Raw genomic sequence first — 25,670 nt, 5'->3', positions numbered from 1 at the left:
CTCTGGCCCCTGCGGCTACTTGCTGCGGCCGCGCATGGCGTTAGGCAGGCCGTAGTAGCGATACAGCGCGTTCGGAAGCCAGGACAGGTGCGGCTTGCGCCAGTTGCGTTGATCCCGAAGAAGAATGGCTTGCGCGACATGAAGGTTCATTGCTTTAATCTCACTTTTGCTGTTATGTGCGCGATATCTACATTTTATATTCTATGTATATACAATGCATCGCACATAGAATCAAGGGCAGGACGGGGACTGGACGTGTGACCAAGAAAGATGGAAAGAAATCTACCAAGAAAAACAGTCAGTTGGTTTTGCGCCTCGACAAGGATGAGCGCGATGCATTCGTCGAGCTGTGCAGGGATCTAGACACCTCTGCCGCCCGGGAAATTCGCCGGTTTATCCGGGGGTTCATGAAGGAAAACGCTGAAAACTGAAATCACGCCGGGCGGCGCAGAACCGCTGTGGCGATGCCCATTCCGATCAGGGTCAACCCTCCGAACCGGGTCATGGTCGTGATGACATTTGCGCGTCCGATCATACGGCGCAGCTTGTCCGCCAGCAGCGCATAGGCCAGCGCGTTCAGCCCCGCGAGACCCACAAATGTTGCGATCAGGATCGCGAATTGCGGACCCAAAGGCTCGGCCGGACGCAAGAATTGCGGTACGAAAGCGATGAAGAAGGCAATGGACTTCGGGTTCAGCGCGGTGACTGCAGCGGCATGGCCAAAAACACTGCGGGCGGTCACGTCACGTTCGGTTTCAATTGCTTGCAGCCCGCCCGACGGCGCGCTGCGCAGGAGTTTGACACCAAGCCAGACAAGATAGGCTGCCCCAACCCATTTCAGCACGGTAAACAGTGTGGCAGAGGCCAGCACCAGCGCCCCCAGCCCCAGCAGCGACGCGGTCATCGCCACCAAATCCCCCAATGCGACCCCAGTGGCCGAGGCAACCGCCACACTGCGTCCTTTCGACAGCGCATAGCTAAGCACCAGCAACACGGTCGGGCCTGGGATCAGCAACAGCGCGGTCGAAGCGGCCACAAAGGCCAGCCAGATTTCAATGGACATGGAGTATCCTATTAGAGTGTTTCCCACAGCAAGCCTTGGCACGACGTATTGGTCAAGGCTTTGCGGGCACATTCTCGTGGTGAAACACCGACTCCAACGGGTTGGCGTTCGGATTTGTGAAGCCGGGGTCGCCTAAATACCGAGGACATGGGGCAGGGAATTCAGGCGTGCAATGCGGTCTGGGATTGCCGCAACAGGTTTAAGATTGGATGAAGCTTGGCTTATGCATCTTGAAACGCCTCCAATGTACCCCACTCTCGCAATGCGACCCAAAGGAGGGAGCCATGGTTCAAACCCAACACGCTGAGGCCGATACCGGCCGCGCCAGATCCGGTGTCGAGCGCCTCAAAAGAATCTTGGTAGGACTGCTGTTGGCCGCGGCGATCTTGTATGCGGGCGTCCTCGGATACATGTTTTTCAACCAGCAATCTCTGCTGTACAAACCCGAAGGTACGTTACCGGATCCGGCTTCGGTGGGGTTGGCGGATGTTGATGCGCTGTCGCTGACAATGGCTGATGGTACTGCCCTGACGGTCTGGGCTGCACCCGCTGCAATCCCGGATGCACCGACCGTCCTATTCTTCCACGGCCAAAGCGGCAATCTGGGGGACCGCGCTGAACGGCTGCGCGAAATCCTCAACTCGGGCTACGGGCTGCTTGCCCCCAGCTATCGCGGCTTTCCGGGCAGCGAAGGCGAGCCCTCGGAACTGGCGCTGATCTCTGATGGAGTTCAGCTCTATGACAGGCTGGCGGGTCAAGGCGAAGCTGTGGTGCTGCACGGTCAGAGCCTTGGCACCGGCATTGCCGCCGCTGTGGCTGCCGAGCGTCCTGATGCAGAACTTCTGGTGCTTGAGGCCCCGTTCACTGCAACCGTTGATGTCGCGGCGGAACGCTATCCTTTCCTGCCGGTCTCAGCCTTGATGAGGGATCAGTTCGCCACACGTGATCTTATCGAACAGATCTCGGTGCCGACGTTGATTTTTCACGGCACCGAGGATGAAACTATTCCACTGCATCACGGAAAAGCTCTGGCCGAGATGTCTGATACCGCGCAGATTTACGTGATCCCCGACGGCACCCACAACGATTTGTGGTCGCGTGGCCTATGGGACGAAGTGCAAAAGAAACTGTCGCAGTACTGAGTTTATAACACCCGCCCAGCCACAGCATCCAGCTTGGCCAACAATTCCGGATCGCGCTTTTCAGGCGCGGTCAGGATGGCATACTCCAGCGCCCGGTCGCAGCCATGCGGGCAGGGCGCACGGTCGGTCCCCAGCAAAGCAGGCAGACCTTTGACGAGCGCGCGGCCCTTTTCTGCGTTTCCGGTGAGGGTGGCGATGATGGCGGTCACGTCGACCTCACCATGATCCGGGTGCCAGCTGTCATAATCGGTGACCATGGCGATGGAGGCGTAACAAAGCTCTGCCTCGCGGGCGAGTTTCGCCTCGGGCATGTTAGTCATACCGATCACGTCACAGCCCCATTGCTCGCGATACATCTTCGACTCCGCCAGCGATGAAAACTGCGGCCCTTCCATCGCAAGATAGGTGCCGCCGCGATGGATATTGATCCCTGCGGACTTGCCAGCAGTCTCACAAGCGTCCGACAGGCGCGGGCAAGTCGGATGCGCCACGCTGACATGGGCAACACATCCTGTGCCGAAAAAGCTTTTCTCGCGGGCAAAAGTCCGGTCGATGAACTGATCCACGATTACGAAATCGCCCGGTGCCATGTGTTCACGAAACGATCCGCAGGCCGAAACCGAGATCACATCCGTCACCTTCAGCCGCTTGAGCGCATCGATATTGGCGCGATAGGGGACGTCGGTTGGTGAATGCACGTGGCCGCGCCCGTGACGTGGTAGAAACGCCATTTCCACACCATCCAGCGACCCGGTCAATATCTGATCCGACGGATCGCCCCATGGCGTTTCTACTGTGACCCACTCGGCATTCTCCAGACCATCGATGTCATAAATGCCCGATCCTCCAATGACGGCGATTTTTGTTTGGGTCACGAGTGCTCTCCATTGAAAATTCCTGCTGTGTGAGTTCTGCGGGCCACAGCTTCATTTGACAAGTGGGTTCAACGGTTTGTGTGTGCTTGGGTCAAGCTATGCGCAGGGCGCATATCAGGGTCCCGCCTGGCGCGGTATCTCAAGACCGGTTTGACCGCTAGAAGGCCCCTTTCGCGCGAACAAAACCGACCAACAGGACCGATCCATGCCCCGAGCCATGCTGGCAAGCTTTGCCAATCGTATAGCCAAACCCGATCTGCGCTGGGTTCCGGATGAGGGGCTGACTGTCTCGCGCCTGCGGATCGAGTTGCTGTCCGGTCTCACCGTCGCCTTGGCGCTGGTCCCCGAAGCCGTGGCCTTTGCCTTTGTCGCCGGGGTGCACCCTCTGGTCGGGCTTTACGCAGCTTTTCTGGTCGGTCTGATCACTGCTTTGATCGGCGGTCGCCCCGGCATGATCTCGGGCGCGACCGGGGCGCTTGCGGTTGTCATGGTCGCACTGGTCGCACAACACGGGGTCGAATACCTGTTCGCAACGGTGGTGCTGATGGGGATTATGCAGATCATCGCAGGTGCGATGCATTGGGGCCGGTTCATCCGACTTGTGCCGCATCCGGTGATGCTGGGCTTTGTGAACGGCCTGGCGATTGTGATCTTTCTGGCGCAGCTGGGGCAATTCAAAGTGCCCGGAACCATGGAAAATACCGGCCACGGCATGGGCGGTGGCGAGTGGCTTTCGGGCCTACAGCTCTACACAATGCTGGGTCTGGTCGCTCTGACCATGGCTGTGATCTGGATCATGCCCCGCATCACCCGCGTCATCCCAGCGCCTCTGGCCGGGATTTTTGTTGTCGCTGCTTTGGTCATTGGCATTGGGCTGGACGTCCCGCGTGTCGGTGATCTGGCTTCGATCGAAGGCGGCCTGCCCAGCTTCCATATACCTATGGTGCCGCTGAACTGGGAGACCTTTGAAATCATCCTGCCCTATGCCCTGATCCTTGCCGCAATCGGTCTGATTGAATCCCTGCTGACGCTGAACCTTGTGGGTGAGATCACCGGCAAGCGCGGTGGTGCCTCGCAGGAATGTATCGCGCAAGGCACAGCGAACGTAGTCACCGGTTTCTTTGGTGGTATGGGCGGTTGTGCGATGATCGGTCAGTCGATGATCAACGTGAAGTCAGGCGGGCGCACGCGTATCGCAGGTATCGCTGCAGCGCTGTTTCTGTTGCTCTTCATCCTGGTGGGTTCGCCTCTGATCGAGCAGATTCCACTGGCCGCACTTGTCGGTGTGATGTTCATGGTGGTGATCGGAACCTTCGCCTGGAATTCGCTGAAGATCATGCGCAAGGTGCCTTTGATGGATGCGTTCGTGATCGTACTGGTGACAGTCGTCACCGTGATGGAAGACCTCGCGGTGGCTGTTGTGGTCGGTGTGATTGTCTCTGCCCTGGCTTATGCATGGAATAACGCCAAACGCATCCACGCGGTTACGCGCGACTCGGAAACGGAAGAAGGGGCGAAGGTCTATGAAATTCAGGGCCCGCTGTTCTTTGGTTCGTCCGAGGGCTTCGTGGAGCTGTTCGACGTAACAAACGACCCCGAGACCGTCATCATCGACTTTGCAGCCAGCCGTGTGGTGGACCAATCCGCGCTGCAGGCTATCGAAAACATCGCCGCCAAATACGAAGCTGCTGGCAAACGCGTCATGCTGCGGCACCTGAGCCGTGACTGTCATACACTGCTGAACAAGGCCGGCCATCTGATGGTCGACAGCGATGATGACCCGGATTACGAACTGGCTGTGGATTATTCGGTCCGCACCGGTATTCTGGGCGGGCACTGAATACGCGAAAGGGCGGCCGGATTGGCCGCCTTATATCTCAGAAGCAATGCGCTCCAACGCATCGATATTGCCTGAAAGCAAGGCATCTTCGGCCCGAGTGGTGGTTTCTGCGGGCCAATCCCACCATCGCAAGTCTTGCAGCCTTTCAATCACATCGCGATCAAAACGATAGCGCCGGACTTTTGCCGGATTGCCGGTAACGACTGCATAGGGTGGAACCTGACCCCGCACGACCGAGCCTGCGCCAACAATCGCGCCATTTCCGATCTGCGCTCCGGGTAAAATCAAAGCTCCGTAACCGATCCAGACATCGTGCCCGATAACGGTATCACGTGTATTAGGCTGGTAGCCTGACATGCGATCCGGATCGAAGATTGGAAATGGAAAGCAGGTCAAGCCATCGGTCGCGTGATTTGCGGAGGCAGTGATAAACCTTACTCCATGAGCGATTTGGCAGAACTTGCCCAGCATCAGCTTTTCTTCTGAAAAGGGAAACAGATACGGTGCAAGCCGCTGCGCCCAGTCCTTCGGTGCATCGAAATCCGAAGCATAAGTGTAAGCTCCTGCCTCAAAGCGGGGATGATCGATGACCTGAGACAGAAACACTGTTCCGTTGTGGCTAGAGCCGTCGGGCAGAACAATCGGATATCTGCGTGTAGGATCAGGCAGTGGCATTAGTCATCCGGGCGTGAAAGGCTGAACAATTCTGTCACCACAGAATAGTCCCGATAACCCAACCGCGCGAGCGGGTTGAATGAGGTCACGTCAAATTTGCCGTCACGGATGTGGTCATCGTGCAGGTGCACACCAGTGACCTCTCCGAACACCACCCGATTGGACTCACCCGGCAGAGTTACGATCTGGGTAAGTTTGCATTCCAGCGCTGCGGGCGCTCCCTCGACCCGAGAGCAATTGATGGTTTCGCATTCAACGGGTGTCAGCCCAGCATGAGTGAACTCGTCGACGTGCTTTTCCAAACCCTCTGAGCTGGCATTCATTGCGTCGCGATGCGCATGGGCCACCACGTTGACGCAGAATACCTTCGTGGCCTCGATATTGGCGATGCTGTCCTTGCCGCCATCCTGATCGTGTTTGGAGCCGGTTGAGGCGAACATCACCTGAGGCGGTGTATAAGCGACACCATTGAAGAAGGAATACGGGGCCAGATTGTTGATCCCGTCAGCATCGCGCGTCGAAATCCAGCCGATCGGGCGTGGGGTTATGATGGCGTTGAAGGGGTTGTGCGGCAGGCCGTGGCCGTCTTCGGGGCGATAGAACATATGGACTCCAAGCGTTTGCCCAAGGCCTATCGAAGTGCTAGGGCGATTTCCAGCAAGGATAAGAGGGCGCGCGTGCAGCAATTCAAGATCAGGCCGGAAGAGCCGGAAGACTGGTGGGAGGTCGAAGCGCTCTATGACCTGTGCTTTGCTCCGGGGCGCGAGGCGTTGTCGTCTTATCGTCTGCGCGATGACGTGCCGCCTGTCGCTGGCCTGTCGCAGGTCGCGCGCGATGGGCAGGGCATTCTGGCTGGTGCAATCCGGTTTTGGCCCGTGCATGTGGGTGAACATGACGCGCTGCTGCTAGGTCCAGTGGCGGTCCACCCGACCCATCAAGGCGAAGGGTTGGGCGGATATCTGATCCATCAGGGGGTAGAGGCCGGACGCGCCAAAGGGTGGGATCGCGTCATGCTTGTGGGCGATGCGCCCTATTATGCCCGGTTCGGGTTCACCCCGCTGACGGGTGTCGAAATGCCCCCGCCCACCAACCCTGATCGCATACTGGGTTTGGAACTGACCCCCGGAGTTTGGTCCGAAATTCAGGGGCTTGTTAGTCGCTGGACCCGTTGACCCATTGAAAACCCGCTGCAAAGTCCCGATGTTTTCAGGACAGGAGGGCACAGATGCAGGACGTGGTTCTTGTCGAAAAACTCGATCCTGAGGCCGAGCTTGATCGGCTTGCGCAGCTGTACGGTGCGGCAGGTGGCGCAGGAGTGAATCTGCTGAACAAGCTTGGTGGTTCGGCGGAATCCTTATTGGATCAGTTACCTAAGCCGGTGCGAGAAGGTCTGACCGAAGCAACCGAACAGGCGCTTTGGCTTGCCATGCATGCGGCCGAAGGCTCTCGGCGTGCCGTGCCGGACCAGAAACCATGGGTCAACACAGCCTTGACTACTGCCATGGGCGCAGCCGGAGGTCTGGGTGGAGTGTCCACAGCACTTGTCGAGCTGCCCGCGACAACCGCCATGATGCTGCGCGCGATCCAAGGCGCAGCGATGCGGGAAGGATTTGATCCGACCGCCGAGAACGTGAAATTCGACTCGATCCGAGTGTTGTCAGCCGCAGGTCCTTTGGCCGAGGATGACGGGGCTGATCTGGGCTTTTTCTCAATGCGCATGACCCTGACCGGACCGACTATGCAACGCCTCATTGCGATGGTGGCGCCGCGCCTGTCCGTAGTGCTGGGCCAGAAGCTGGCGGCGCAGTCTGTACCGTTGCTTGGGGCGCTTGCTGGGGGCGGTACAAATTTTGTCTATACCCGCTACTACCAGCAGATCGCGCATGTGCATTTTGGGCTGCGTCGATTGGCGATTGATGCCGACATCCCTCATGAGGAGTTGGTGCGGCGTTTGTCGGGGCGGATGGCTCTGAACAAGGGGGCTTTCCCGTAAAGCTTGGCAGACTCTGCCGGATATGATAAATATCACTTTATAAACCGCAACATAAGCGGAGCGAGCAGTGGATATGAACCGTGTTTGACGGGCGCAGTAGTGGTGCGATTGCCGGGCTTTCGGCAGAAAACCTCTCCCTTTCCGGGGCGCTGCCTGTTTATGCTCAATCCGCTGCGCTTTGCTATCGAACCAATGATGGCCTGCCAGAGATTTTGTTGATCACAACGCGCAGGGCGCGGCGCTGGATCATCCCGAAGGGGTGGTTGATCAACGGGCTGACCCCGTCTGAAACAGCCGCCCGCGAGGCCTGGGAAGAGGCTGGTGTTTTGGGGCAGTGCGGAAGCGAAAGCCTTGGTCGGTTTGCCTATATCAAGAACCGGCCTGGCAAGCCATCGGCGCTGTGTCTAGTTGATGTGTTTCCGCTGCATGTGCAGCGATCCGAGGCGCATTTTCCCGAAGCGGGTGAGCGCAGGCGCAAATGGGTTTCGCCCAAAAAGGCGTCATCGAAAGTGGCGTCGCCTGATCTCGCCGCGCTTTTGGGTGGATTCGGGCTGCACCGGCAGTAGCGCGACAAGATCAAGACTTGATATTGCCATGTTGGTCGGTATCTATTCGCCAACCGGATTTTGGATGTGATATGATTCAATACGCATTGAAATGCAGCAATGACCACAGCTTTGACAGTTGGTTTCAATCCGCAGCCGGCTTTGACAAACTGTCAGCGGCCGGGTTGGTAACCTGCGCGGTCTGCGGCTGCGACAAGGTGGAAAAGGCGGTGATGACACCGCGTGTCCGGCCTGCGCGCAAGACGGTGACCGAGGTTGCACCAGCGCAGCCTTCTGCGGATGAGATCAGCATGGCAACACCTTCGCCCGAGATCGCTGAGGTCCTCAGCGAACTGCGTCGAAAGGTCGAGGAAAACTCGGACTATGTGGGCAAGGATTTCGCCAAAGAAGCCCGCAAAATCCATCTCGGCGATGCGCCCGAGCGTGCGATCTATGGTGAGGCCAAGCCCGAAGAGGCGCAATCGCTGATTGAAGACGGCGTGCCGGTCGCACCGTTGCCTTTTGTTCCTAGCCGCAAGACCAACTGACCCATGCACATCGTTGTTACGGGCGCGAACCGAGGGATCGGGAAAACCGTTGCGGATCAATACCGTGCAGAAGGTCATGAAGTGACCGGAACTGCCCGAGACGGTAGCGCAGATATCGTGCTGGATGTCACGGACCCAGAACAGCACGCTGCAATGGCCGAGCAACTGCGAGGCCGCCAGATTGACCTGCTGATCTGCAATGCGGGCGTTTATCTGGACAAAGGACACGACATTAGTGGCTATCCCGCCGAGATGTGGGCGCAAAGCTTCGCCGCCAACGTGACAGGCGTGTTTCTGACCATCCAGTCCTTGTTGCCGAACCTGCGAACCGCGCGGGGCCGGATCGCCATCGTTTCGTCTCAGATGGCGTCACATACGCGCGCGCCGGGTGGCAGCTATATCTACCGTGCGTCAAAGGCGGCGGCGCTGAATTTGGGCCGCAACCTGGCGACTGACCTACAGGCGGATGGCATTGCGGTGGGAATCTACCATCCGGGCTGGGTACAGACGGACATGGGCGGAGCTGCGGCAGAGATCACGGTCGATCAGGCGGCAAACGGCTTGATCGAGCGATTTGCGGCTCTCTCGCTCGATACTACCGGTTGTTTTGAAACCTGGGATGGTCGGGCGCACCCTTACTGAGAGTTCAGGGCCGCCTTGGGGATTTCGTAGACTTCACCGGGATCAATGAAGATCACCATGATATCACCGCGTGTCTCATAGGTCAGTTTCGATGTCGAACTGCTGGAATCCGGCACACCTTTGGTGAAGTAAATCCGCCGAACCTCGCCAGTGTTCAACTGAACCGCCAACGTCGCCGTTCCATCTTCGCGCTTCCGCAATTCGGCCGGACAACTGGCCAGTGTATCACCTGCCAATGCAGCGCATGGAACGGTGCCTAATGAGTTCTCGCCATCCGTTCCCGATAAGGTTGCCACTTGGGCATTTGCGGCAGTCGAGACCAGGCTTAGGGCAAGGGCAAAGCGGAACATTGAAATCCTCGTGGAATAAGACTTTGACCGAACGCTTACACCACGCACGACCAAAGTAAAGCACTGCGGTGCAGACTTTGCCCACTTGCCCTTGCGCCCCCCCTCGCATAAGAGGCACGGGATCAGAAATTCAAGGCGCGGAGACACTAGCCCCCATGCCCGTACTCGTGATGAAATTCGGCGGCACATCGGTCGCCAATCTGGACCGGATCCGCCGTGCTGCCAAACGGGTTGGTGTCGAGGTAGCCAAAGGCTATGACGTCATCGTCATCGTTTCAGCGATGTCCGGCAAGACCAACGAGCTGGTGGGCTGGGTCGATGAAATCTCTCCGCTCTATGACGCGCGCGAATATGATGCCGTTGTCTCCTCTGGTGAAAACGTTACAGCTGGCCTGATGGCGCTGACCCTGCAGGAAATGGACATCCCGGCGCGCAGCTGGCAGGGTTGGCAGGTGCCGCTGATCACCAACGGTGCCCATTCAGCGGCCCGGATCGAAGAAATCCCGCCCGAGAATATCAACCAGAAATTCGGCGAAGGGATGCGCGTTGCGGTGGTCGCGGGCTTCCAGGGCATCAGCCCCGAAGGTCGCATCACCACGCTGGGTCGGGGCGGTTCGGACACCACCGCCGTGGCTTTTGCTGCCGCTTTCGAAGCCGAGCGCTGCGACATCTATACGGATGTGGACGGTGTCTATACGACCGACCCGCGCATCTGTGAAAAAGCGCGCAAGCTGGACAAAATCTCGTTCGAGGAAATGCTCGAACTGGCCTCGCTGGGGGCCAAAGTGCTTCAAACCCGCTCGGTCGAGCTGGCGATGCGCTACAAGGTGAAACTGCGCGTTCTTTCAAGCTTTGAGGAACAATCCGACGAGGCCGGTACACTGGTCTGCGACGAGGAGGATATCATGGAATCCAATGTTGTGGCCGGTGTGGCCTATTCCCGCGACGAAGCCAAGATGACCGTCGTTTCCGTGGCGGACCGCCCCGGCATCGCCTCGATCATCTTTACCGCGCTCAGCGACGAGGGTGTGAACGTGGACATGATCGTCCAGAATATCTCGGACGAAGGGCGCACCGACATGACCTTCTCCTGTCCGACCAATCAGGTCTCCCGCGCCGAAAAGGCATTGCTGGCGATCAAGGATCAGGGTGAGCTGAACTACGCCGAACTGGTTGCGGATGAGGACGTTTGCAAGGTCTCAGTTGTCGGGATCGGCATGCGTTCGCAATCCGGTGTTGCGGCCAAGATGTTCAAGATTCTCTCGGATGAGGGGATTAACATCAAGGTCATTACAACCTCCGAGATTAAAATTTCCGTCCTGATCGACAGGAAATACATGGAACTTGCGGTTCAGGCACTGCATGATGCCTTTGAACTGGACAAGGCGGCCTGAGCTTTCAGCCAAGTGTCCTGTCTGAAACCGTAACGTGGGTGGGCCATGGCGGAAGGCACGGAAACAGAATCTCGCAAGTTGCTGGGACGGCTGCGCGAAGAAATGGCGAGCGAAGCCGCCGGTCAGGAACGTCTTGACCGGATCACGCACCTGATCGCCGACAGTACCGGTCGCGAAGTTTGCTCGATCTACCTGTTTCGGGATGAGGATACGCTTGAACTGTGCGCCACCGAAGGTCTGTCCCCAGAAGCGGTACACAAGACGCGGATGCGTATGGGCGAAGGGCTGGTCGGTCGCGTCGCAAAATCTGGCAAGGTGGTGAATACGGCGGACGCGCCCTCGGCCAAGGGCTTTCGGTACATGCCGGAAACTGGCGAGGAACGGTATTCGTCCTTTCTTGGTGTGCCGGTACAGCGTCTGGGTCAGAAACTGGGCGTGCTGGTGGTTCAGTCCCGGGACGCGCGCGAGTTTTCGGCGGATGAGGTTTATGCGCTGGAAGTTGTCGCGATGGTTCTGGCCGAAATGGCCGAACTGGGCGCGTTCGTCGGCGAAGGCGCGGCCTTGTCACCGCTGCACCAGCAATCGGTGCAACTTACCGGTGGCCCGGCGCAGGAGGGATCTGCTGAAGGCCATGTCTGGCTGCATGAACCTCGTGTTGTTGTCACCAATCCCATTGCCGAAGACCCGCATCGTGAGCGTGAGCGGCTGACCGAGGCCGTTGAAGAGCTACGCGTCGGCGTCGACAAGATGCTTGAGATTTCTCAGGGCGGCGACAAAGAGCAGTTGCAGGTTCTGGAAGCCTACCGGATGTTCGCCAACTCCAAGGGTTGGATGCGCCGGATGGAGGAGGACATCGCTCTTGGTCTCAGCGCAGAGGCGGCGGTCGAGAAAGAACAATCTCAGGCGCGGGCTCGCATGGGGCAGGTTACCGATCCGTATTTACGTGAACGGTTGGCCGATCTGGACGACCTCAGCAATCGGTTGCTGCGAATTTTGACTGGACAGGGTAACGGAAATGGGGCTGACCTGCCGCCCGATCCGATCCTAATTGCGCGAAATATCGGCCCCGGTGATCTGCTGGAATATGGCCGTTCTCTCAAAGGGATCGTGTTGGAAGAAGGCTCGGTCGGAAGCCATGCCACTATCGTGGCGCGCGCGTTGGCGATCCCACTGGTGGTGCATGTAGGCCGCATCACCACCGAAGCCCTGAACGGCGATCACATTCTGGTTGATGGCGATAGCGGTGTCGTTCATCTGCGCCCCGAAGACACTGTCGTTAGTGCGTTCCGTGACAAAATCGCGATGGAAGCCAAGGCGCAGGAGCGCTACGCCTCGATCCGTGAAACGCCCACCGTTACTCAGGATGGTGCGCGAATCAACATGGTGATGAATGCGGGCCTGATGGCCGATCTGCCCTCACTTAGCAATTCTGGTGCCGAGGGCGTGGGCCTGTTCCGCACCGAACTGCAGTTTCTGATCCGCAATCAGATGCCCAAGCGATCCGAGCTGGTGACGCAATACAAACGGGTTCTGGATGCTGCGGGCGAAAAGCGTGTGGTGTTCCGTACACTCGATATCGGGTCAGATAAAGTTCTGCCCTATATGAAGCATGTGGAAGAACCGAACCCTGCGCTGGGCTGGCGGGCGATCCGGGTGGGTCTGGACAAGCGCGGCGTGATGCGGATGCAGTTGCAGGCGCTGATCCGTGCCGCTGATGGCCGCCCCCTGACCATCATGTTCCCCTTTGTCGCGCAGGCTGACGAGTTTCGCGAGGCGCGCTGGGAGGTCAAGAAAACGATCGAGCGTGAACGGCGTCTGGGCCATGTTCTGCCTGAATCGCTCGAAGTGGGGGCGATGCTGGAAACGCCTTCGCTGGCCTTTGCGCCGCAGAAGTTCTTTGACGAAGTCGGTTTTATCTCGATCGGTGGGAACGACCTGAAACAGTTTTTCTTCGCCGCCGACCGCGAAAATGAACTGGTTCGCCGTCGCTACGATACGCTGAATGTCAGCTTTCTGAGTTTCATTGAACGTATCGTTGAGAGATGCTCGATCTCGGACACACCGCTCAGCTTCTGTGGCGAAGATGCCGGCCGCCCGGTCGAGGCGCTGTGTCTCGCGGCCATGGGCATCCGTACCCTTTCGATGCGCCCGGCCTCAATCGGGCCGGTCAAAAGCCTGTTGTTGCGGTCGAACCTTCAGGATGTGCGTAAAATTATCGCCGATGCCCGCCATCGTGGAGAACAATCCGTGCGTCCGGCGGTGATGGACTGGCTGCGGACGCAGTCCTGACTGATCTTCCGCGATGCCAGCTGCAAATCCGCGCTTGATTTTTGCGCTCAGGTTTTCTATTCAGCCGGTGAATGTTAGCGATAACATAGCTAATGACGCACATGCGTTTTAATCCCGGGCTGAAACCTCGCTTATGCTGGCGGGGAATTCGAAAGGAGCCTTGCAATGGTTTCACGCGTAATTCCGGTAGATCCGTTCGACCTTGTGTTGTTCGGCGCGACGGGCGATCTGGCGCAGCGTAAAATCCTGCCGGGCCTCTATCATCGCTTCGAAGTCGGCCAGATGCCTGAGGATGCGCGCATCATTGGAACCGCCCGATCCGACATGGACAGCGACGGGTTCCGTGAACAGCTGCGTGCGTCGATGCAAGAGTTTGCGCCGGGTTTCAAAAAGGATACGCTTGATCGCTTTCTGACCCGCGTCGAGTATGTTCCGGTAGATGCGCTTGGCGATGCGGGTTGGTCTGACCTAGCGAAAACGCTGCGACCGGATGTGGTACGCGCCTTCTATCTGTCAGTAGGCCCAAGCCTTTTCTCGGGCATCGCCCAACGTCTGAACGAGCACGGCCTGTCCACACCTGACAGTCGTATCGTGGTCGAGAAACCCTTTGGTCACGATCTGGCATCAGCCAAAGCGTTGAACGAAGGGCTGCGGGCCTGTTTTGAAGAACATCAGATTTACCGGATCGATCATTATCTGGGCAAGGAAACCGTGCAGAACCTGATGGCGCTGCGCTTTGCCAACTCGCTTTTCGAACCGCTCTGGAACGCCACTCATGTTGATAACGTCCAGATCACCGTGGCCGAAACCGTGGGCGTCGAAGGGCGCGGTGCTTATTACGATCAATCCGGCGCGATGCGGGACATGATCCAGAACCATCTGGTTCAATTGCTGTGCCTGACAGCGATGGAACCGCCTTCGAAATTCTCACCCAACGCGGTGCGCGATGAGAAAGTCAAAGTGATCGAAGCGCTGGAGTCGGTGGAACCCAAGGATATCGCTCGTGGTCAGTACCGCACCGAAAAAGGGGGCGATGGCTATCTGGATCACGTCGGCAACCCCGCCAGCCGTACCGAAAGCTTCATTGCGCTGAAGGCGCATATCGGCAACTGGCGCTGGGCCGGTGTCCCGTTTTATCTGCGGACCGGCAAGCGCCTGCGCGCACGTGAATCCGAGATTGCAGTGTTCTTCCGCGACCCGCCGCATACGATTTTTCCGAATGTCGGACCATTGCATGGCAACGTGCTGGTGATCCGCCTGCAACCGGATGAAGGCATCACGCTCCGCACCACCATCAAGGAACCGGGGCAGGGCGGGTTCCGCCTGTCCGACGTTGCACTCGATATGAGTTTCGCTGATGCGCTGGGCGATGACGGCCAATCCCCGGATGCCTATGAACGCTTGATCATGGATGTCATCCGCGGCGACCAGACTTTGTTCATGCGCGGGGATGAAGCCGAGGCCGCATGGGCCTGGGTCGATCCCATCATTCACGGCTGGGAAGAGCGTGGAGATAAGCCCGCGAAATACGATCAGGGCAGTTCGGGGCCTGAAGAAGCATTGATGCTGATGCATCGCGATGGACGCCGCTGGCGTCAGATCGGAGGGTAATCATGGTCAACACAGTTATATCCGACGTCACCAAACGCATCATCGACCGCAGCGCCGATCTGCGTGGCCCGCATCTTGAACGAATGGAGCAGGCCAAATCCAAGGGCCCTGCGCGTGCGCACCTGTCCTGCAGCGGGCAGGCCCACGCCTATGCCGGGGCGGGCGAAGATCAGGACTCCATGGCCACCGGCACGGCTGGCAATCTGGGGATCGTTACCGCCTATAACGATATGCTCTCGGCCCATCAGCCTTTCGAACGCTACCCGGCCCTGATCCGCGATGCGATCCGCGCAGCAGGCGGCACAGCGCAGGTTGCAGGCGGCGTGCCAGCCATGTGCGACGGCGTCACGCAAGGCGAGGCGGGGATGGAACTATCTCTGTTCTCGCGCGATGTGATCGCGCTGGCGACCGGAGTGGCGCTAAGCCACAACACTTATGACGCCGCCGTTTTCCTGGGCGTCTGTGACAAGATCGTGCCCGGCCTAATCATCGGCGCGCAAGCCTTTGGGCATCTTCCTGCCGTCTTCCTGCCTGCAGGTCCGATGACCAGTGGCCTGCCGAATGACGAAAAGGCCAAGGTCCGCCAAAAATTCGCTGCCGGAGAAGTCGGCCGCGATGAATTGATGAAGGCCGAGATGGCCGCTTATCATGGCCCCGGCACCTGCACCTTCTACGGCACCGCCAACACCAATCAGATGCTGATGGAGTTCATGGGTCTGCACCTGCCGGGCTCCAGCTTCGTCAATCCCAACACGCCCCTGCGCGATGCGCTGACCGAAGAAGGTGCGCGCCGCGCCCTTTCCCTTAGTGCACTAGGCAATCACTACACACCGGTCTGCCAGATCCTTGATGAGCGCGCTTTCGTCAATGGCATCGTCGGCCTGATGGCCACCGGCGGTTCCACTAACCTACTGATCCACCTGATCGCCATGGCGCGTGCCGGTGGTATCGTGCTGGACTGGGAGGATTTTTCCGACATCTCCGCTGTCGTGCCTTTGGTCGCGCGCGTCTATCCCAACGGTCTGGCAGACGTGAACCACTTCCACGCTGCGGGTGGCCTGGGCTTTGCCATCGGCACGCTGCTGGAAGATGGCTTGCTGCACCCCGATACGCTGACTGTCGCGGGGCAGGGCCTGCACAACTACACCAAAGAACCCAAGCTGAAAGACGGCGAGTTGGTCTGGGAAGAGGGCGCGGGCCACAGTCTGAACGAAAAGATCGTTCGCCCGGCCAAAGACCCGTTCCAACCCACGGGCGGGCTCTCTCGCTTGACAGGCAATCTGGGCACAGGGGTCATGAAGGTGTCGGCTGTAGCACCTGAACACCAAGTGGTCGAAGCGCCCGTGCGTGTATTCCACGACCAGAACGCCGTAAAAGCCGCTTTCAAAGCCGGAGAATTCACCGATGACGTCATCGTTGTTGTTCGCTTCCAAGGGCCAAAAGCCAACGGTATGCCTGAACTTCATTCGCTGACGCCGATCCTGTCGATCCTGCAGGGCAGGGGGCAGAAGGTGGCTCTGGTCACCGATGGCCGTATGTCGGGCGCATCAGGCAAAGTGCCCGCCGCCATCCATGTCTGCCCCGAGGCGCTGGATGGTGGACCGATCGCCTATCTGCAAGACGGTGACCAGTTGCGCGTTGATGCGGTCAAGGGCGAGTTGGAAATCCTGACCCCCGGTGTTCTCGACCGCAATCCGGCTACCGCCGACCTTACGGCAAACCAACACGGCGTTGGCCGTGACCTCTTCGGCGCCTTCCGTCAGAATGTCGGCTCAGCCGACACCGGCGCCAGCATTTTCGGAGTGTAACCCAATGTCCAAAACCCAACGCACCCGCGAGATCTGCGCGCTGGCCCCGATTGTTCCAGTCCTGGTCGTCGACGACGCGGCCCATGCGCGCCCGTTGGCCGAAGCTTTGGTCGCAGGTGGCCTCCCGGCGCTTGAAGTCACCTTGCGCACTCCCGCCGCGCTCGCCGCGATCCGCGCCATGGCCAACGTCCCCGGCGGTGTTGTCGGGGCGGGTACACTGGTCACGCCCGAAGATGTCCGCGCTGCCAAAGAGGCTGGCGCTCAGTTCGGCGTCTCCCCCGGTGCGACCGATGCCCTGATCGCCGCCTGCGAAGCCGAAGGTCTGCCCCTTCTCCCCGGTGCGGCTACTGCAAGCGAAGCCATGGCTCTGCTGGAAAAGGGCTATGACATGCTGAAATTCTTCCCCGCCGAGGCCTCAGGAGGGGCTCCCGCCCTAAAAGCCATCGGCGCACCGCTACCGCAGATCACCTTCTGCCCAACTGGTGGCGTATCGCCGTCAAATGCCCTCGATTACCTGTCGCTGTCGAATGTTGTCTGCGCCGGCGGCAGCTGGGTCGCGCCCAAGCAGATGGTTCAAAACGGTGATTGGTCCGGGATCGAAACACTTGCCCGCGAGGCCGCCAGTCTGCTGGATTGACGCCGCAGGGCAAGACGCTAGGGTAGGCCTCAATTCAAACAGGTTGCCCTCATGACAAACCAAACCTCCCTCGCGCATGGGCGCGAGTATCTGGCCATCCCCGGCCCTTCGGTCATGCCCGATACGGTGCTGCAGGCGATGCACCGTCCGTCGCCCAATATCTATGACGGCGAATTGATCGAGATGATGCCCGCGCTCACCCGAGACTTGAAACGCGTTGCCGGAACCCAGCACAACGTCGCCATCTATATCGCCAACGGCCACGGTACATGGGAGGCTGCGCTTTCCAACGTCATTGCAACCGGTGAAACCGTGCTTGCCCCGGCCTCTGGCCGATTCACCCACGGTTGGGCCGAGATGGCCGAAGGAATCGGCGCCAAGGTTGACCTGATCGATTTCGGAATGTCCTCGCCCTGGGATCTTGACCGCATCGCCGAGGCCCTGCGTAACGATACCAGCCACAAGATCAAAGCGGTCCTTGCGGTCCACGTCGATACGTCCACATCGATCCGCAACGATATCCCGGCTCTGCGAGCGTTGCTCGACGACCTTGACCACCCAGCCTTGCTGATGGCTGACTGCATCGCGTCGATGGGCTGCGACCGGTTCGAGATGGATGCCTGGGGTGTCGACGTCACTGTCACGGCTTGCCAAAAGGGGCTTATGACCCCGGCGGGCACCGGCTTTGTCTTCTTCAACGACAAGGCGCAAGCCAAGCGCGCCACAATGCCCCGCGTCTCGCATTATTGGGACTGGCAGCCGCGCGCCAAACCAGATCTGTTCTATCAGTATTTCAACGGCACCGCGCCAACCCACCACCTGTATGGCCTGCGCGCCGCGCTCGACCTGATCCATGGCGAAGGGATCGAACAGGTCTGGGCCCGCCACGAACACCTGGCAAAGGCCATCTGGGCCGCCTGTGAAATCTGGGCGCAAGGTGGCGCGCTGCATTTCAACGTCGCCGACCCGGCCCATCGCAGCCACGCGGTCACTGCCCTCCGCTTGACCGAGGGGCGCGGCACGCCGCTGCGCAGCTATACCGAAACCCAACTGGGTCTGACGCTGGGCATCGGTCTGGGAATGGAGGATTGGGACGGCTGCTTCCGCCTTGGCCACATGGGGCACGTAAACGCTCAAATGGTCATGGCCATGCTGGGTGGCGTCGAAACCGCTATGGCTGCGCTCGATATCCCCCGTGGTCAGGGCGCGCTCGAAGCCGCCGCCGCGAAGCTGGCCGGATAAGCCCGATCCGCCTCTTCATCTGGCCATAAACAACTTCGGGGGAAATCGCGCTTGGGCGCGATCGGGGGCAGACAGCCCCCTTTACGAGGCTCAGGCTTTTGCCAAGGCCGTGGGCAGAGCAGCTTCAAACGCCGCCATTTCCGCCTCACCTCCGCAGCTGACCCGAATGCACCGGTTCTGGGGCGCGGCAAATGGCATCCGCACGAACACGCCTTGTTCAACGAGCGTGTCCAACACGGCCTTGGCAAACACCCCATCGCGCCCACAATCAATCGCCACAAAGTTTGTCGCAGACGGCAAAGGCACCAGACCATTCGACCGTGAAATCTCTTCGATGCGGTTCCGGGACCCGGCAATCCTTTGCTGCACATGCGTCAGCCAATCTTCATCTTTTAGCGCGGCCAATGCCCCTGCCTGCGCGGCTCGGTTCATGCCGAAATGGTTGCGCACTTTGTTGAAGCTCGCAATCAACTCGGACGAGCCGATAGCGTAGCCTACCCGCGCCCCGGCCATGCCATAAACCTTGGAAAACGTTCGCATCCGGATCACACGTGAATCATCAGCAGCGACAGGTGCAGCGGTCCCCTCGGGCGCGCATTCGACATATGCCTCGTCAAGAACCACCAAACAGCCCTCTGGCAAAGCCTCCAGAGCGGACACGATATCCTCACCTGAATGCCATGTTCCCATCGGGTTGTCCGGGTTGGCCAGATAGACCAACTTGGCGTCTACCTCCGCCGCTTTGGCGAACAGTGCCGTCGGGTCCTCGTGATCGTCGCGGTAGGGGACCTTGTGCAATACCCCACCAAACCCGGCCACGTGGTAATTGAAAGTCGGATAAGCTCCATCCGAAGTCACAACTGCATCGCCGTGACCAACCAGCAGGCGCACCAGATAGCCCAGCAACCCGTCAATGCCTTCGCCAACCACGATGTTTTCAGGCGCGACCCCATGATGTACCGCCAGCGCATGGCGTAGTTCGTAATTCTCGGGATCGCCATACATCCATATCTCGCCCGCGGCCCGTTGCATTGCATCGATGGCGCGCGGGGACGGGCCAAACACGCTTTCATTCGCACCGATCCGGGCCACGAAGGGCGCGCCACGTTGGCGCTCCTGCGTTTCGGGGCCGACAAAAGGCACGGTCGCGGGCAGCGTGAGGGCAAGCGGGGTATAACGAGGACCAGTCATGGCCGCAGATAAGCGCAACCGATCAGGCGGGGCAAGCCTTGCCAGAAGTTCAAAGGAGGCTTCGGATGTGCGGTTTGCCCTGACGTCGCTGTGGCGCTGCTGGCGTCTTGCTGGCATGTTTATACAGCAAATCACGCCCCGGAGGTCCCATGTCCCGCGTATCCGTCGAATACAAAGACCACATCGCCCATGTCACGCTGACTCGCGGCGACAAGATGAACGCGCTGGACGATGCGATGATCAAGGCGATCCTTTCGGCCGGCCAAGAAGTCGCCGCAGCCGATATCCGCGCCGTGGTGCTATCGGGAGAGGGCAAGAGCTTTTGCGCAGGGCTCGATATGGCCAGCTTTGCCAGCATGGCACACACAGACCCAACCGAATGGCTGATGACCCGCAGCCACGAAGATGCCAACGAAATGCAGGAACTTGCCTTGATCTGGCGGCGCGTCCCAGTGCCGGTGATCTGCGCTATTCAAGGCGTCGCCTATGGCGGTGGGCTACAGATCGCGCTGGGTGCCGACATCCGCATCGTGCATCCCGAAGCCAAGCTGGCAGTGATGGAGATGAAATGGGGCATTATCCCCGACATGGGCGGCATGGTTCTGCTGCCAGAGCTCGTGCGCTCGGACGTGCTGCGCCTGCTGACCTATACCGCCCGCCCTATCGGAGCGCCACAGGCGGCAGATTGGGGGCTTGTTACCAAACTGTCGGATGATCCCCTGACCGAAGCGCTGGCGCTGGCCGAGGACATCGCGGGTAAAAGCCCGTCCGCCATCCGCGCCGCCAAACGGTTGATTGATGTGGCCGAAACCCGTGACCGTGCTGATGTGCTGTTGGCCGAGTCTACCGAACAGGTCGACCTGATCGGTAAGTCGGATCAAATGGAAGTTGTCATGGCACAGATGCAGGGCCGAAAGCCCGAGTTCAAATGATCACCGCATGAATGCGCGCCGTGCATCACGGGCCATGTTGTATCGCATCTCAAGATCAGCAATCTTTTTCATTGCGGCCCTGCGGTCCTGATTGTCAGGCAGCGCTGCAAACTCCTTGCGGGCGGCGTCGAGCTGTTTCTTGATGTCGAACTCCTCGGGTAGCACTCCGGCCTGCGCCATGATCCGATGACCCGCAGCAATGGCGGGATCGCCTTGTGCCTCGCCCGAGCGGTCGGGTAACGGGGCACCTTCGCCTTCAAGACCCTGCAGTTGGCCTTCGGCCTGCGCCTTTTTGATCTGGCGTTCAATCAGTTTTCCAAGCGATCCGAACATGCGCTCATTTTACCGCCTGAGGGGTTCTGATGAAAGGGCTCAGCGCACTCGGTTTGTTGCCAGATATGCGATACCTCCAGCCAACAGCCCCCAGACTGCCGCGCCCAACCCAAAAACCGTTATTCCAGAGGCTGTGATGGCCAGTGTCAAAATAGCCGCTTCGCGCTCGACAGGGACGTCCAGTGCGGCATGCATGGCATTGGCCAGGACCCCGATCAGGGCCACACCTGCCAGAGTGCCCATAAGCAGCGGGTCGGCATGGGCGGCAAAACTGGTGATCGCCACGGCAAAGATACCGAAGAGGCAGTAGAACACGCCACCCATGATTGCCGACCAATAACGCTGCGCCGGATCGGGGTGGCTTTCCTCGTTGGAACACATCGCGGCGGTGATCGCGGCCAGGCAGGTTGCGGGCGCCCCGAATGGGGCCGAAAGCATGCTTGCGCCACCGACGGATGAAAACAACCGGCCGGGAACAGGATCAAAGCCAAAGCTGCGCATCACCGCGACGCCGGGGATATTCTGTGTCGCCATCGTGACGACAAACAGCGGTACGCCGATCCCGATGGCCGACGCGACCGAGAATGATGGCATGGTCCAGATCGGAGCCGCGATCAAACGATCCGGCATCAATTGGGCATCTCCTGCGTTCAGCGACACAATGACAGCCGCCGCGACCACAGCTGCCGGAACCGCGATCAACCGATTGAAACGGCCCGCGACAAACCACGTCAGGATCACCGGCAACGCCTGCCATGGAATCTCGACCGCCGCCTGGAAGGGCACAAGGCATAGTGGCAATAGCACACCTGCCAGCATTGCTTGCGCCAGTGTTGTGGGAATTGCTGCTGCCAATCGTCCCAGCGGCTTCCACAGCCCTGCCAGAACCGTTAATGCTCCGGCGCACAGGAACGCACCAATCGCGCCTGAAAATCCCTCGACCGGGGTGGCCGAGACAGCTAACAGAGCGGCCCCCGGGGTCGACCACGCAACGCTGATCGGCATTTTGTACCGCAGGCTGAGGACGATGGCTGCAAGCCCCATGGCAATCGCCGCACTCATCAGACCCGAGGCGGCTTCCTGCGATGAAGCTCCCATCGCGCCCAACCCCTGCAATACGATGGGAAACGAGCTGAAGAATCCGACAATGGCCACAACCAACCCGGTTGAGACTGTCTGCATCGGAGGGAAAGATCGCATCGTCAGTGCCTCGCCAGGTTGTGTCGCCGAAGTGCTAACAAGCGGGGCGTGGCGTGAACAAGGGGAAAGCTCTGAGGGTAAAGAAAAACCTCACCGCCGGTTGGGTGGTGAGGTTCATTTTCTATATATCAGCAGCAGGAAAAAGATCAGGCGATTTCAGCCAAACGGGCGAGAGCTTCGTTTAGCTTGGCTTCTTCTTCTTCGCGGGCGGCAAGGTTAGCTTTGGCTTCCGCAACAACCTCTTCCGGGGCCGATGCCACGAATTTCGGGTTGTTCAGGCGTCCGCGCAGACCGCCGAGTTCCTTGGCCAACTTGCCTTTGGCTTTTTCCAGCCGTTCCTTTTCCGCACCAATGTCGATGATGTCCGCCAGTGGCAGGCCAAAGGAGGCACCGGGGGCGGCAATCGAGATCGTGCCCTTTGGCAGTTCATCCGCCTTGGTCAGGCTGTCGATCCGCGCCAGACGTTTGATCAGCGCTTCGTTGCGGTCCCATGCCGCTTGGCCGTGCGTGTCAATCTCAGTCACCAGCATCGGCACGTAGAGGCCAGCAGGAACTCGCATCTGCGCGCGGGCCGAGCGGGTGTTTTCGATCACCGAGATCACCCAGTTCATTTCTCGATCCGCATCCGCGTCGATCAGGTCGGCAGCGGCATAGGTCGGCCAATCTGCGTGTACGACCATTTTGGCACGCTTACCGGTCAGGCCCCACAGCTCTTCGGTGATGAAAGGCATGATCGGGTGCAGCAGAACCATGCACTGATCCAGAACCCAGCGCATGGTGGCGCGGGTCTCGGCCTGTGCCTCGGCGTCATCGCCTTGCAGCAAGGGTTTAGAGAGTTCCACGTACCAGTCGCAGACCTTGCCCCAGACAAAGGCATAAAGCCCGTTGGCCGCGTCGTTGAAACGATAGCTTTCCAGCGCCGCGTCGACCTCTTCCCGCACACGGGCGGTTTCACCGATGATCCAGCGGTTCACGGCGGCTTTGGGTTTCAGGTCAGCCACGTCCAGTTGCGGGACAGCGTCGGTGAAGACCTCATTCATCTCGGCAAAGCGGACGGCGTTCCACAGTTTGGTGCCGAAGTTACGGTAACCTGTGATGCGCTCGCGCGAAAGTTTCAGTACCCCGCCAATAGCCGCCATCGAGGCATTGGTAAAGCGCAGCGCGTCAGCACCGAATTCGTCCACGATCTCCAACGGGTCGATCACGTTGCCGGTGGTTTTGGACATCTTCTTGCCCTTCTCGTCGCGGACGAGCTGGTGCAGATACACGGTGTGGAACGGGATTTCGTTCACCACCGCCAGTTGCATCATCATCATCCGCGCGACCCAGAAGAACAGGATGTCAAAGCCGGTGATCAACACATCGGTTGGGAAATAGCGCTCTAACTCTTCGGTCTTTTCGGGCCAGCCCAGCGTGCCGATAGGCCAGAGGCCGGAAGAGAACCATGTGTCGAGCACGTCGGGGTCGCGCCAGACCGGGTAGACCAGCTTGGTCGGGTCTTGTTCGACTGCGTATAGGGCAAGGCTTTCGGCGAACTGATGGATCGCTTCCTGCTTATCGGCAACTTCGATGACCGTCGCGTGGCTCAGCGGGCTGGGTATATTGGCATTGTCGTCGAGGAATTTCTCTGTAACGGCCTCAAGGCTTGCCGCGCATTCCATGACATTGCCACGATGCAGCATGCCGCCTTCGTTCAGCAAACGACCCAATTCGACCAAATCAAGGTCGCCGTCGTTTTCGTCGTCCTTGAAATTCTCAGCCGAGAGATCGAGGCCATACCAAACCGGTATCTGATGCCCCCACCATAGCTGGCGCGAGATGCACCACGGCTCGATGTTTTCCAGCCAGTGGTAATAGGTCTTCTCGCCCGACTCGGGGATGATCTTGACAGTGCCGTCCTTGACCGCGTCCAGCGCAGGGCCGACGACCTTGGCGGCGTCGACGAACCATTGGTCGGTGAACATCGGCTCGATGACGACTTTCGAGCGGTCGCCGAAGGGCTGCATGATCGGTTTGCTTTCGACCAGCGGCACCAGCTTGTCCGCGCCTTCGTGTTCCGGCTTTAAAGCGGTCGAACCCAGACGTGGGTCATCGGCGCGAGTCATGACAGCCAGACCGTCTGCAGTGATCTCCTCAACCACCTTCGCACGTGCCTCGAACCGGTCGAGACCGCGCAGATGATCAGGGATCAGGTTGATCGCGTCGATCTCGTTCTCGGTGAACTCACGCCCGCGCGCGTATTCCTGCGCCTTGTCCGCCTCTTCGGCATAAGGCGCACCATCGGCGCGCATTGCGCCTTTGGTGTCCATCAGGCGATACATTGGAATGCCGCCGCGCTTGGCGACCATATTGTCGTTGAAGTCATGTGCACCGGTGATTTTCACCGCGCCCGAGCCGAAATCTGGATCAGGGTAATCATCGGTGATGATCGGGATCTGACGGCGATGCTCTTTCGGGCCAACCGGGATTTCGCAAAGTTTTCCGACGATGGGCGCATAGCGCTCATCCGATGGGTGAACCGCAACTGCGCCGTCGCCGAGCATGGTTTCGGGGCGAGTCGTGGCGATCGAGATATAGTCGCGCTCTTCCTCCAGCACGATATTCCCGTCCTCATCTTTCTCGACGTAGGTATAGGTCTCACCGCCCGCCAGCGGATACTTGAAGTGCCACATATGGCCCGCAACTTCGATATTCTCGACTTCGAGGTCCGAGATCGCGGTTTCAAAATGTGGGTCCCAGTTGACCAGCCGCTTGCCGCGATAGATAAGGCCCTTTTCGTACATGTCGACAAAGACCTTGATCACCGCGTCGTGAAAATTCGCAGAATTTTCGTGGCCCGTGCGCGGGTCACGCGGCGCACCCGCCATGGTGAAGGCGTTGCGCGACCAATCACAGGACGAGCCCAGGCGCTTGAGCTGCTCGATGATCGTGCCGCCGTATTCTCCCTTCCATTCCCAGACCTTGTCCAGAAACGCCTCACGTCCCAGCTCACGACGTCCCGGCTGCTGGGTGTTGGCCAACATCTTTTCCACCTGCATCTGCGTGGCGATACCAGCGTGGTCCTGACCGGGCTGCCATAGCGTGTCGAACCCGCGCATCCGGTGCCAGCGGGTTAGTATATCCTGCAGTGTGTTGTTGAACGCGTGGCCCACATGCAGCGCACCCGTCACGTTCGGTGGCGGGATCATGATGGTAAAGCTCTCGTCGCGCGATTTGTTCGCGCCTGCCTTGAAGGCTCCGGCCGCTTCCCAGGCCTGATAGATGCGGGCCTCGGCCTCGGCCGCGTTGAATGTCTTTTCCATCGCCATGGGATGCGTCCTGCGTCAACAATATCGGGTCAGCGCCTGCAATAGCGAATGG

General features: G+C 59.3%; 25 protein-coding genes. 15 read left to right on the top strand and 10 right to left on the bottom strand.

The genetic code is table 11. From position 1 onward, the window contains the following. Window positions 1-15: 15 nt before the first annotated feature. Window positions 16-150, bottom strand: a complete 135-nt coding sequence (locus ACR0L9_RS13120) for a hypothetical protein (RefSeq protein ID WP_255612018.1) — start codon at window positions 148-150, stop codon at window positions 16-18. Window positions 151-257: 107 nt separating this feature from the next. Here ACR0L9_RS13120 and ACR0L9_RS13115 point away from each other — a divergent pair, with 107 nt between their 5' ends. Then, window positions 258-431, top strand: a complete 174-nt coding sequence (locus tag ACR0L9_RS13115; protein WP_170397300.1) for a hypothetical protein — start codon at window positions 258-260, stop codon at window positions 429-431. 2 nt (window positions 432-433) lie between these two features. On the opposite strand, the gene ACR0L9_RS13110 is transcribed toward ACR0L9_RS13115, so the two are convergent. Beyond that, window positions 434-1,063 carry a LysE family translocator gene (locus ACR0L9_RS13110; protein WP_170397298.1) on the bottom strand — a complete coding sequence of 210 codons (630 nt, stop codon included), beginning with the start codon at window positions 1,061-1,063 and terminating at the stop codon, window positions 434-436. A gap of 284 nt (window positions 1,064-1,347) precedes the next feature. On the opposite strand from ACR0L9_RS13110, the gene ACR0L9_RS13105 reads away from it, so the two are divergent. Continuing rightward, window positions 1,348-2,205: an alpha/beta hydrolase gene (locus ACR0L9_RS13105; protein ID WP_480570857.1), complete on the top strand. Its 858-nt coding sequence runs from the start codon at window positions 1,348-1,350 to the stop codon at window positions 2,203-2,205. A gap of 2 nt (window positions 2,206-2,207) precedes the next feature. Here ACR0L9_RS13105 and ACR0L9_RS13100 read toward each other — a convergent pair whose 3' ends face one another. Beyond that, the gene (locus tag ACR0L9_RS13100; RefSeq protein ID WP_480895831.1) at window positions 2,208-3,080 is read right to left on the bottom strand and encodes an S-methyl-5'-thioadenosine phosphorylase; all 873 of its coding nucleotides are present in this window, start codon (window positions 3,078-3,080) and stop codon (window positions 2,208-2,210) included. 205 nt (window positions 3,081-3,285) lie between these two features. On the opposite strand from ACR0L9_RS13100, the gene ACR0L9_RS13095 reads away from it, so the two are divergent. Beyond that, on the top strand, window positions 3,286-4,920 hold the full coding sequence (locus ACR0L9_RS13095) for a SulP family inorganic anion transporter (RefSeq protein WP_170818066.1): 1,635 nt from the start codon (window positions 3,286-3,288) through the stop codon (window positions 4,918-4,920). A gap of 30 nt (window positions 4,921-4,950) precedes the next feature. On the opposite strand, the gene ACR0L9_RS13090 is transcribed toward ACR0L9_RS13095, so the two are convergent. Both ACR0L9_RS13090 and ACR0L9_RS13085 read right to left on the bottom strand, forming a co-directional pair. Beyond that, window positions 4,951-5,595 carry a CatB-related O-acetyltransferase gene (locus tag ACR0L9_RS13090; RefSeq protein WP_480895830.1) on the bottom strand — a complete coding sequence of 215 codons (645 nt, stop codon included), beginning with the start codon at window positions 5,593-5,595 and terminating at the stop codon, window positions 4,951-4,953. Next, a complete protein-coding gene (locus ACR0L9_RS13085; protein WP_170511439.1) occupies window positions 5,595-6,200 on the bottom strand; it encodes a flavin reductase family protein in 606 nt (201 codons plus the stop codon). The genes ACR0L9_RS13090 and ACR0L9_RS13085 overlap by 1 nt, the downstream gene beginning before the upstream one ends. Window positions 6,201-6,272: 72 nt before the next feature. On the opposite strand from ACR0L9_RS13085, the gene ACR0L9_RS13080 reads away from it, so the two are divergent. From ACR0L9_RS13080 to ACR0L9_RS13060, 5 genes are all read left to right on the top strand, one after another. Then, a complete protein-coding gene (locus ACR0L9_RS13080) occupies window positions 6,273-6,767 on the top strand; it encodes a GNAT family N-acetyltransferase (protein ID WP_170397287.1) in 495 nt (164 codons plus the stop codon). A 53-nt stretch (window positions 6,768-6,820) separates the two neighbouring features. Continuing rightward, window positions 6,821-7,588, top strand: coding sequence for an EcsC family protein (locus ACR0L9_RS13075; protein WP_170397285.1), 768 nt, complete (start codon window positions 6,821-6,823; stop codon window positions 7,586-7,588). An 80-nt stretch (window positions 7,589-7,668) separates the two neighbouring features. Further along, entirely contained in the window at window positions 7,669-8,154 is a 486-nt protein-coding gene (locus tag ACR0L9_RS13070) for an NUDIX hydrolase (RefSeq protein WP_480895829.1), read from the top strand. 71 nt (window positions 8,155-8,225) lie between these two features. Continuing rightward, window positions 8,226-8,681 carry a DUF1178 family protein gene (locus ACR0L9_RS13065; protein ID WP_170564749.1) on the top strand — a complete coding sequence of 152 codons (456 nt, stop codon included), beginning with the start codon at window positions 8,226-8,228 and terminating at the stop codon, window positions 8,679-8,681. 3 nt (window positions 8,682-8,684) lie between these two features. Further along, complete coding sequence (locus ACR0L9_RS13060; RefSeq protein WP_480895828.1) at window positions 8,685-9,323, top strand: SDR family NAD(P)-dependent oxidoreductase; 639 nt, start codon at window positions 8,685-8,687, stop codon at window positions 9,321-9,323. Here ACR0L9_RS13060 and ACR0L9_RS13055 read toward each other — a convergent pair. Further along, the gene (locus ACR0L9_RS13055) at window positions 9,317-9,673 is read right to left on the bottom strand and encodes a hypothetical protein (protein ID WP_170397277.1); all 357 of its coding nucleotides are present in this window, start codon (window positions 9,671-9,673) and stop codon (window positions 9,317-9,319) included. The two genes, ACR0L9_RS13060 and ACR0L9_RS13055, sit on opposite strands and share 7 nt — an antisense overlap. A 155-nt stretch (window positions 9,674-9,828) precedes the next feature. Between ACR0L9_RS13055 and ACR0L9_RS13050 the strand changes: the two genes are divergently transcribed. The 6 genes from ACR0L9_RS13050 to ACR0L9_RS13025 all read left to right on the top strand — a co-directional run bounded on the left by ACR0L9_RS13050 (window position 9,829) and on the right by ACR0L9_RS13025 (window position 18,654). Then, the gene (locus ACR0L9_RS13050) at window positions 9,829-11,067 is read left to right on the top strand and encodes an aspartate kinase (protein ID WP_170397275.1); all 1,239 of its coding nucleotides are present in this window, start codon (window positions 9,829-9,831) and stop codon (window positions 11,065-11,067) included. Window positions 11,068-11,112: 45 nt separating this feature from the next. Further along, complete coding sequence (ptsP, locus tag ACR0L9_RS13045; RefSeq protein WP_170397273.1) at window positions 11,113-13,356, top strand: phosphoenolpyruvate--protein phosphotransferase; 2,244 nt, start codon at window positions 11,113-11,115, stop codon at window positions 13,354-13,356. Between the two features lie 165 nt (window positions 13,357-13,521). Continuing rightward, on the top strand, window positions 13,522-14,967 hold the full coding sequence (zwf, locus tag ACR0L9_RS13040; RefSeq protein ID WP_480895827.1) for a glucose-6-phosphate dehydrogenase: 1,446 nt from the start codon (window positions 13,522-13,524) through the stop codon (window positions 14,965-14,967). A gap of 2 nt (window positions 14,968-14,969) precedes the next feature. Beyond that, complete coding sequence (edd, locus tag ACR0L9_RS13035) at window positions 14,970-16,775, top strand: phosphogluconate dehydratase (protein WP_480895826.1); 1,806 nt, start codon at window positions 14,970-14,972, stop codon at window positions 16,773-16,775. Window positions 16,776-16,779: 4 nt separating this feature from the next. Further along, window positions 16,780-17,412: a bifunctional 4-hydroxy-2-oxoglutarate aldolase/2-dehydro-3-deoxy-phosphogluconate aldolase gene (eda, locus tag ACR0L9_RS13030; protein WP_223117696.1), complete on the top strand. Its 633-nt coding sequence runs from the start codon at window positions 16,780-16,782 to the stop codon at window positions 17,410-17,412. Between the two features lie 51 nt (window positions 17,413-17,463). Continuing rightward, window positions 17,464-18,654, top strand: coding sequence for a pyridoxal-phosphate-dependent aminotransferase family protein (locus tag ACR0L9_RS13025; protein ID WP_480895825.1), 1,191 nt, complete (start codon window positions 17,464-17,466; stop codon window positions 18,652-18,654). A 90-nt stretch (window positions 18,655-18,744) separates the two neighbouring features. Here the strand turns inward: ACR0L9_RS13025 and ACR0L9_RS13020 are convergent, their stop codons facing one another. Continuing rightward, entirely contained in the window at window positions 18,745-19,845 is a 1,101-nt protein-coding gene (locus ACR0L9_RS13020; RefSeq protein WP_170818062.1) for a pyridoxal phosphate-dependent aminotransferase, read from the bottom strand. A gap of 149 nt (window positions 19,846-19,994) precedes the next feature. On the opposite strand from ACR0L9_RS13020, the gene ACR0L9_RS13015 reads away from it, so the two are divergent. Beyond that, entirely contained in the window at window positions 19,995-20,777 is a 783-nt protein-coding gene (locus ACR0L9_RS13015) for a crotonase/enoyl-CoA hydratase family protein (RefSeq protein WP_170424255.1), read from the top strand. On the opposite strand, the gene ACR0L9_RS13010 is transcribed toward ACR0L9_RS13015, so the two are convergent. From ACR0L9_RS13010 to ACR0L9_RS13000, 3 genes are all read right to left on the bottom strand, one after another. Then, window positions 20,778-21,110, bottom strand: coding sequence for a DnaJ family domain-containing protein (locus ACR0L9_RS13010; protein WP_170424253.1), 333 nt, complete (start codon window positions 21,108-21,110; stop codon window positions 20,778-20,780). A gap of 39 nt (window positions 21,111-21,149) precedes the next feature. Continuing rightward, window positions 21,150-22,310: a benzoate/H(+) symporter BenE family transporter gene (locus ACR0L9_RS13005; RefSeq protein WP_480895824.1), complete on the bottom strand. Its 1,161-nt coding sequence runs from the start codon at window positions 22,308-22,310 to the stop codon at window positions 21,150-21,152. A gap of 146 nt (window positions 22,311-22,456) precedes the next feature. After that, the gene (locus tag ACR0L9_RS13000; protein WP_480895823.1) at window positions 22,457-25,618 is read right to left on the bottom strand and encodes a valine--tRNA ligase; all 3,162 of its coding nucleotides are present in this window, start codon (window positions 25,616-25,618) and stop codon (window positions 22,457-22,459) included. Window positions 25,619-25,670: the final 52 nt, after the last annotated feature.

It is taken from the genome of Ruegeria sp. I3 (genome assembly GCF_056532525.1).
Note: the sequence above shows the minus strand (reverse complement) of the source record. Positions and strands in the feature narration are given on the sequence as shown.

Bases quoted from the DNA above. Each gene is read 5' to 3' on its own strand.
- ACR0L9_RS13095 (WP_170818066.1), top strand. From the start codon at position 3,286: ATGCCCCGAGCCATGCTGGCAAGCTTTGCCAATCGTATAGCCAAACCC.
- ACR0L9_RS13010 (WP_170424253.1), bottom strand. From the start codon at position 21,110: ATGTTCGGATCGCTTGGAAAACTGATTGAACGCCAGATCAAAAAGGCG.
- ACR0L9_RS13120 (WP_255612018.1), bottom strand. From the start codon at position 150: ATGAACCTTCATGTCGCGCAAGCCATTCTTCTTCGGGATCAACGCAAC.
- ACR0L9_RS13085 (WP_170511439.1), bottom strand. From the start codon at position 6,200: ATGTTCTATCGCCCCGAAGACGGCCACGGCCTGCCGCACAACCCCTTC.
- eda (WP_223117696.1), top strand. From the start codon at position 16,780: ATGTCCAAAACCCAACGCACCCGCGAGATCTGCGCGCTGGCCCCGATT.
- ACR0L9_RS13050 (WP_170397275.1), top strand. From the start codon at position 9,829: ATGCCCGTACTCGTGATGAAATTCGGCGGCACATCGGTCGCCAATCTG.
- ACR0L9_RS13065 (WP_170564749.1), top strand. From the start codon at position 8,226: ATGATTCAATACGCATTGAAATGCAGCAATGACCACAGCTTTGACAGT.
- ACR0L9_RS13090 (WP_480895830.1), bottom strand. From the start codon at position 5,595: ATGCCACTGCCTGATCCTACACGCAGATATCCGATTGTTCTGCCCGAC.
- ACR0L9_RS13025 (WP_480895825.1), top strand. From the start codon at position 17,464: ATGACAAACCAAACCTCCCTCGCGCATGGGCGCGAGTATCTGGCCATC.
- ptsP (WP_170397273.1), top strand. From the start codon at position 11,113: ATGGCGGAAGGCACGGAAACAGAATCTCGCAAGTTGCTGGGACGGCTG.
- ACR0L9_RS13005 (WP_480895824.1), bottom strand. From the start codon at position 22,310: ATGCGATCTTTCCCTCCGATGCAGACAGTCTCAACCGGGTTGGTTGTG.
- edd (WP_480895826.1), top strand. From the start codon at position 14,970: ATGGTCAACACAGTTATATCCGACGTCACCAAACGCATCATCGACCGC.
- ACR0L9_RS13055 (WP_170397277.1), bottom strand. From the start codon at position 9,673: ATGTTCCGCTTTGCCCTTGCCCTAAGCCTGGTCTCGACTGCCGCAAAT.
- ACR0L9_RS13105 (WP_480570857.1), top strand. From the start codon at position 1,348: ATGGTTCAAACCCAACACGCTGAGGCCGATACCGGCCGCGCCAGATCC.
- ACR0L9_RS13075 (WP_170397285.1), top strand. From the start codon at position 6,821: ATGCAGGACGTGGTTCTTGTCGAAAAACTCGATCCTGAGGCCGAGCTT.
- ACR0L9_RS13060 (WP_480895828.1), top strand. From the start codon at position 8,685: ATGCACATCGTTGTTACGGGCGCGAACCGAGGGATCGGGAAAACCGTT.
- ACR0L9_RS13110 (WP_170397298.1), bottom strand. From the start codon at position 1,063: ATGTCCATTGAAATCTGGCTGGCCTTTGTGGCCGCTTCGACCGCGCTG.
- ACR0L9_RS13015 (WP_170424255.1), top strand. From the start codon at position 19,995: ATGTCCCGCGTATCCGTCGAATACAAAGACCACATCGCCCATGTCACG.
- ACR0L9_RS13000 (WP_480895823.1), bottom strand. From the start codon at position 25,618: ATGGCGATGGAAAAGACATTCAACGCGGCCGAGGCCGAGGCCCGCATC.
- ACR0L9_RS13020 (WP_170818062.1), bottom strand. From the start codon at position 19,845: ATGACTGGTCCTCGTTATACCCCGCTTGCCCTCACGCTGCCCGCGACC.
- zwf (WP_480895827.1), top strand. From the start codon at position 13,522: ATGGTTTCACGCGTAATTCCGGTAGATCCGTTCGACCTTGTGTTGTTC.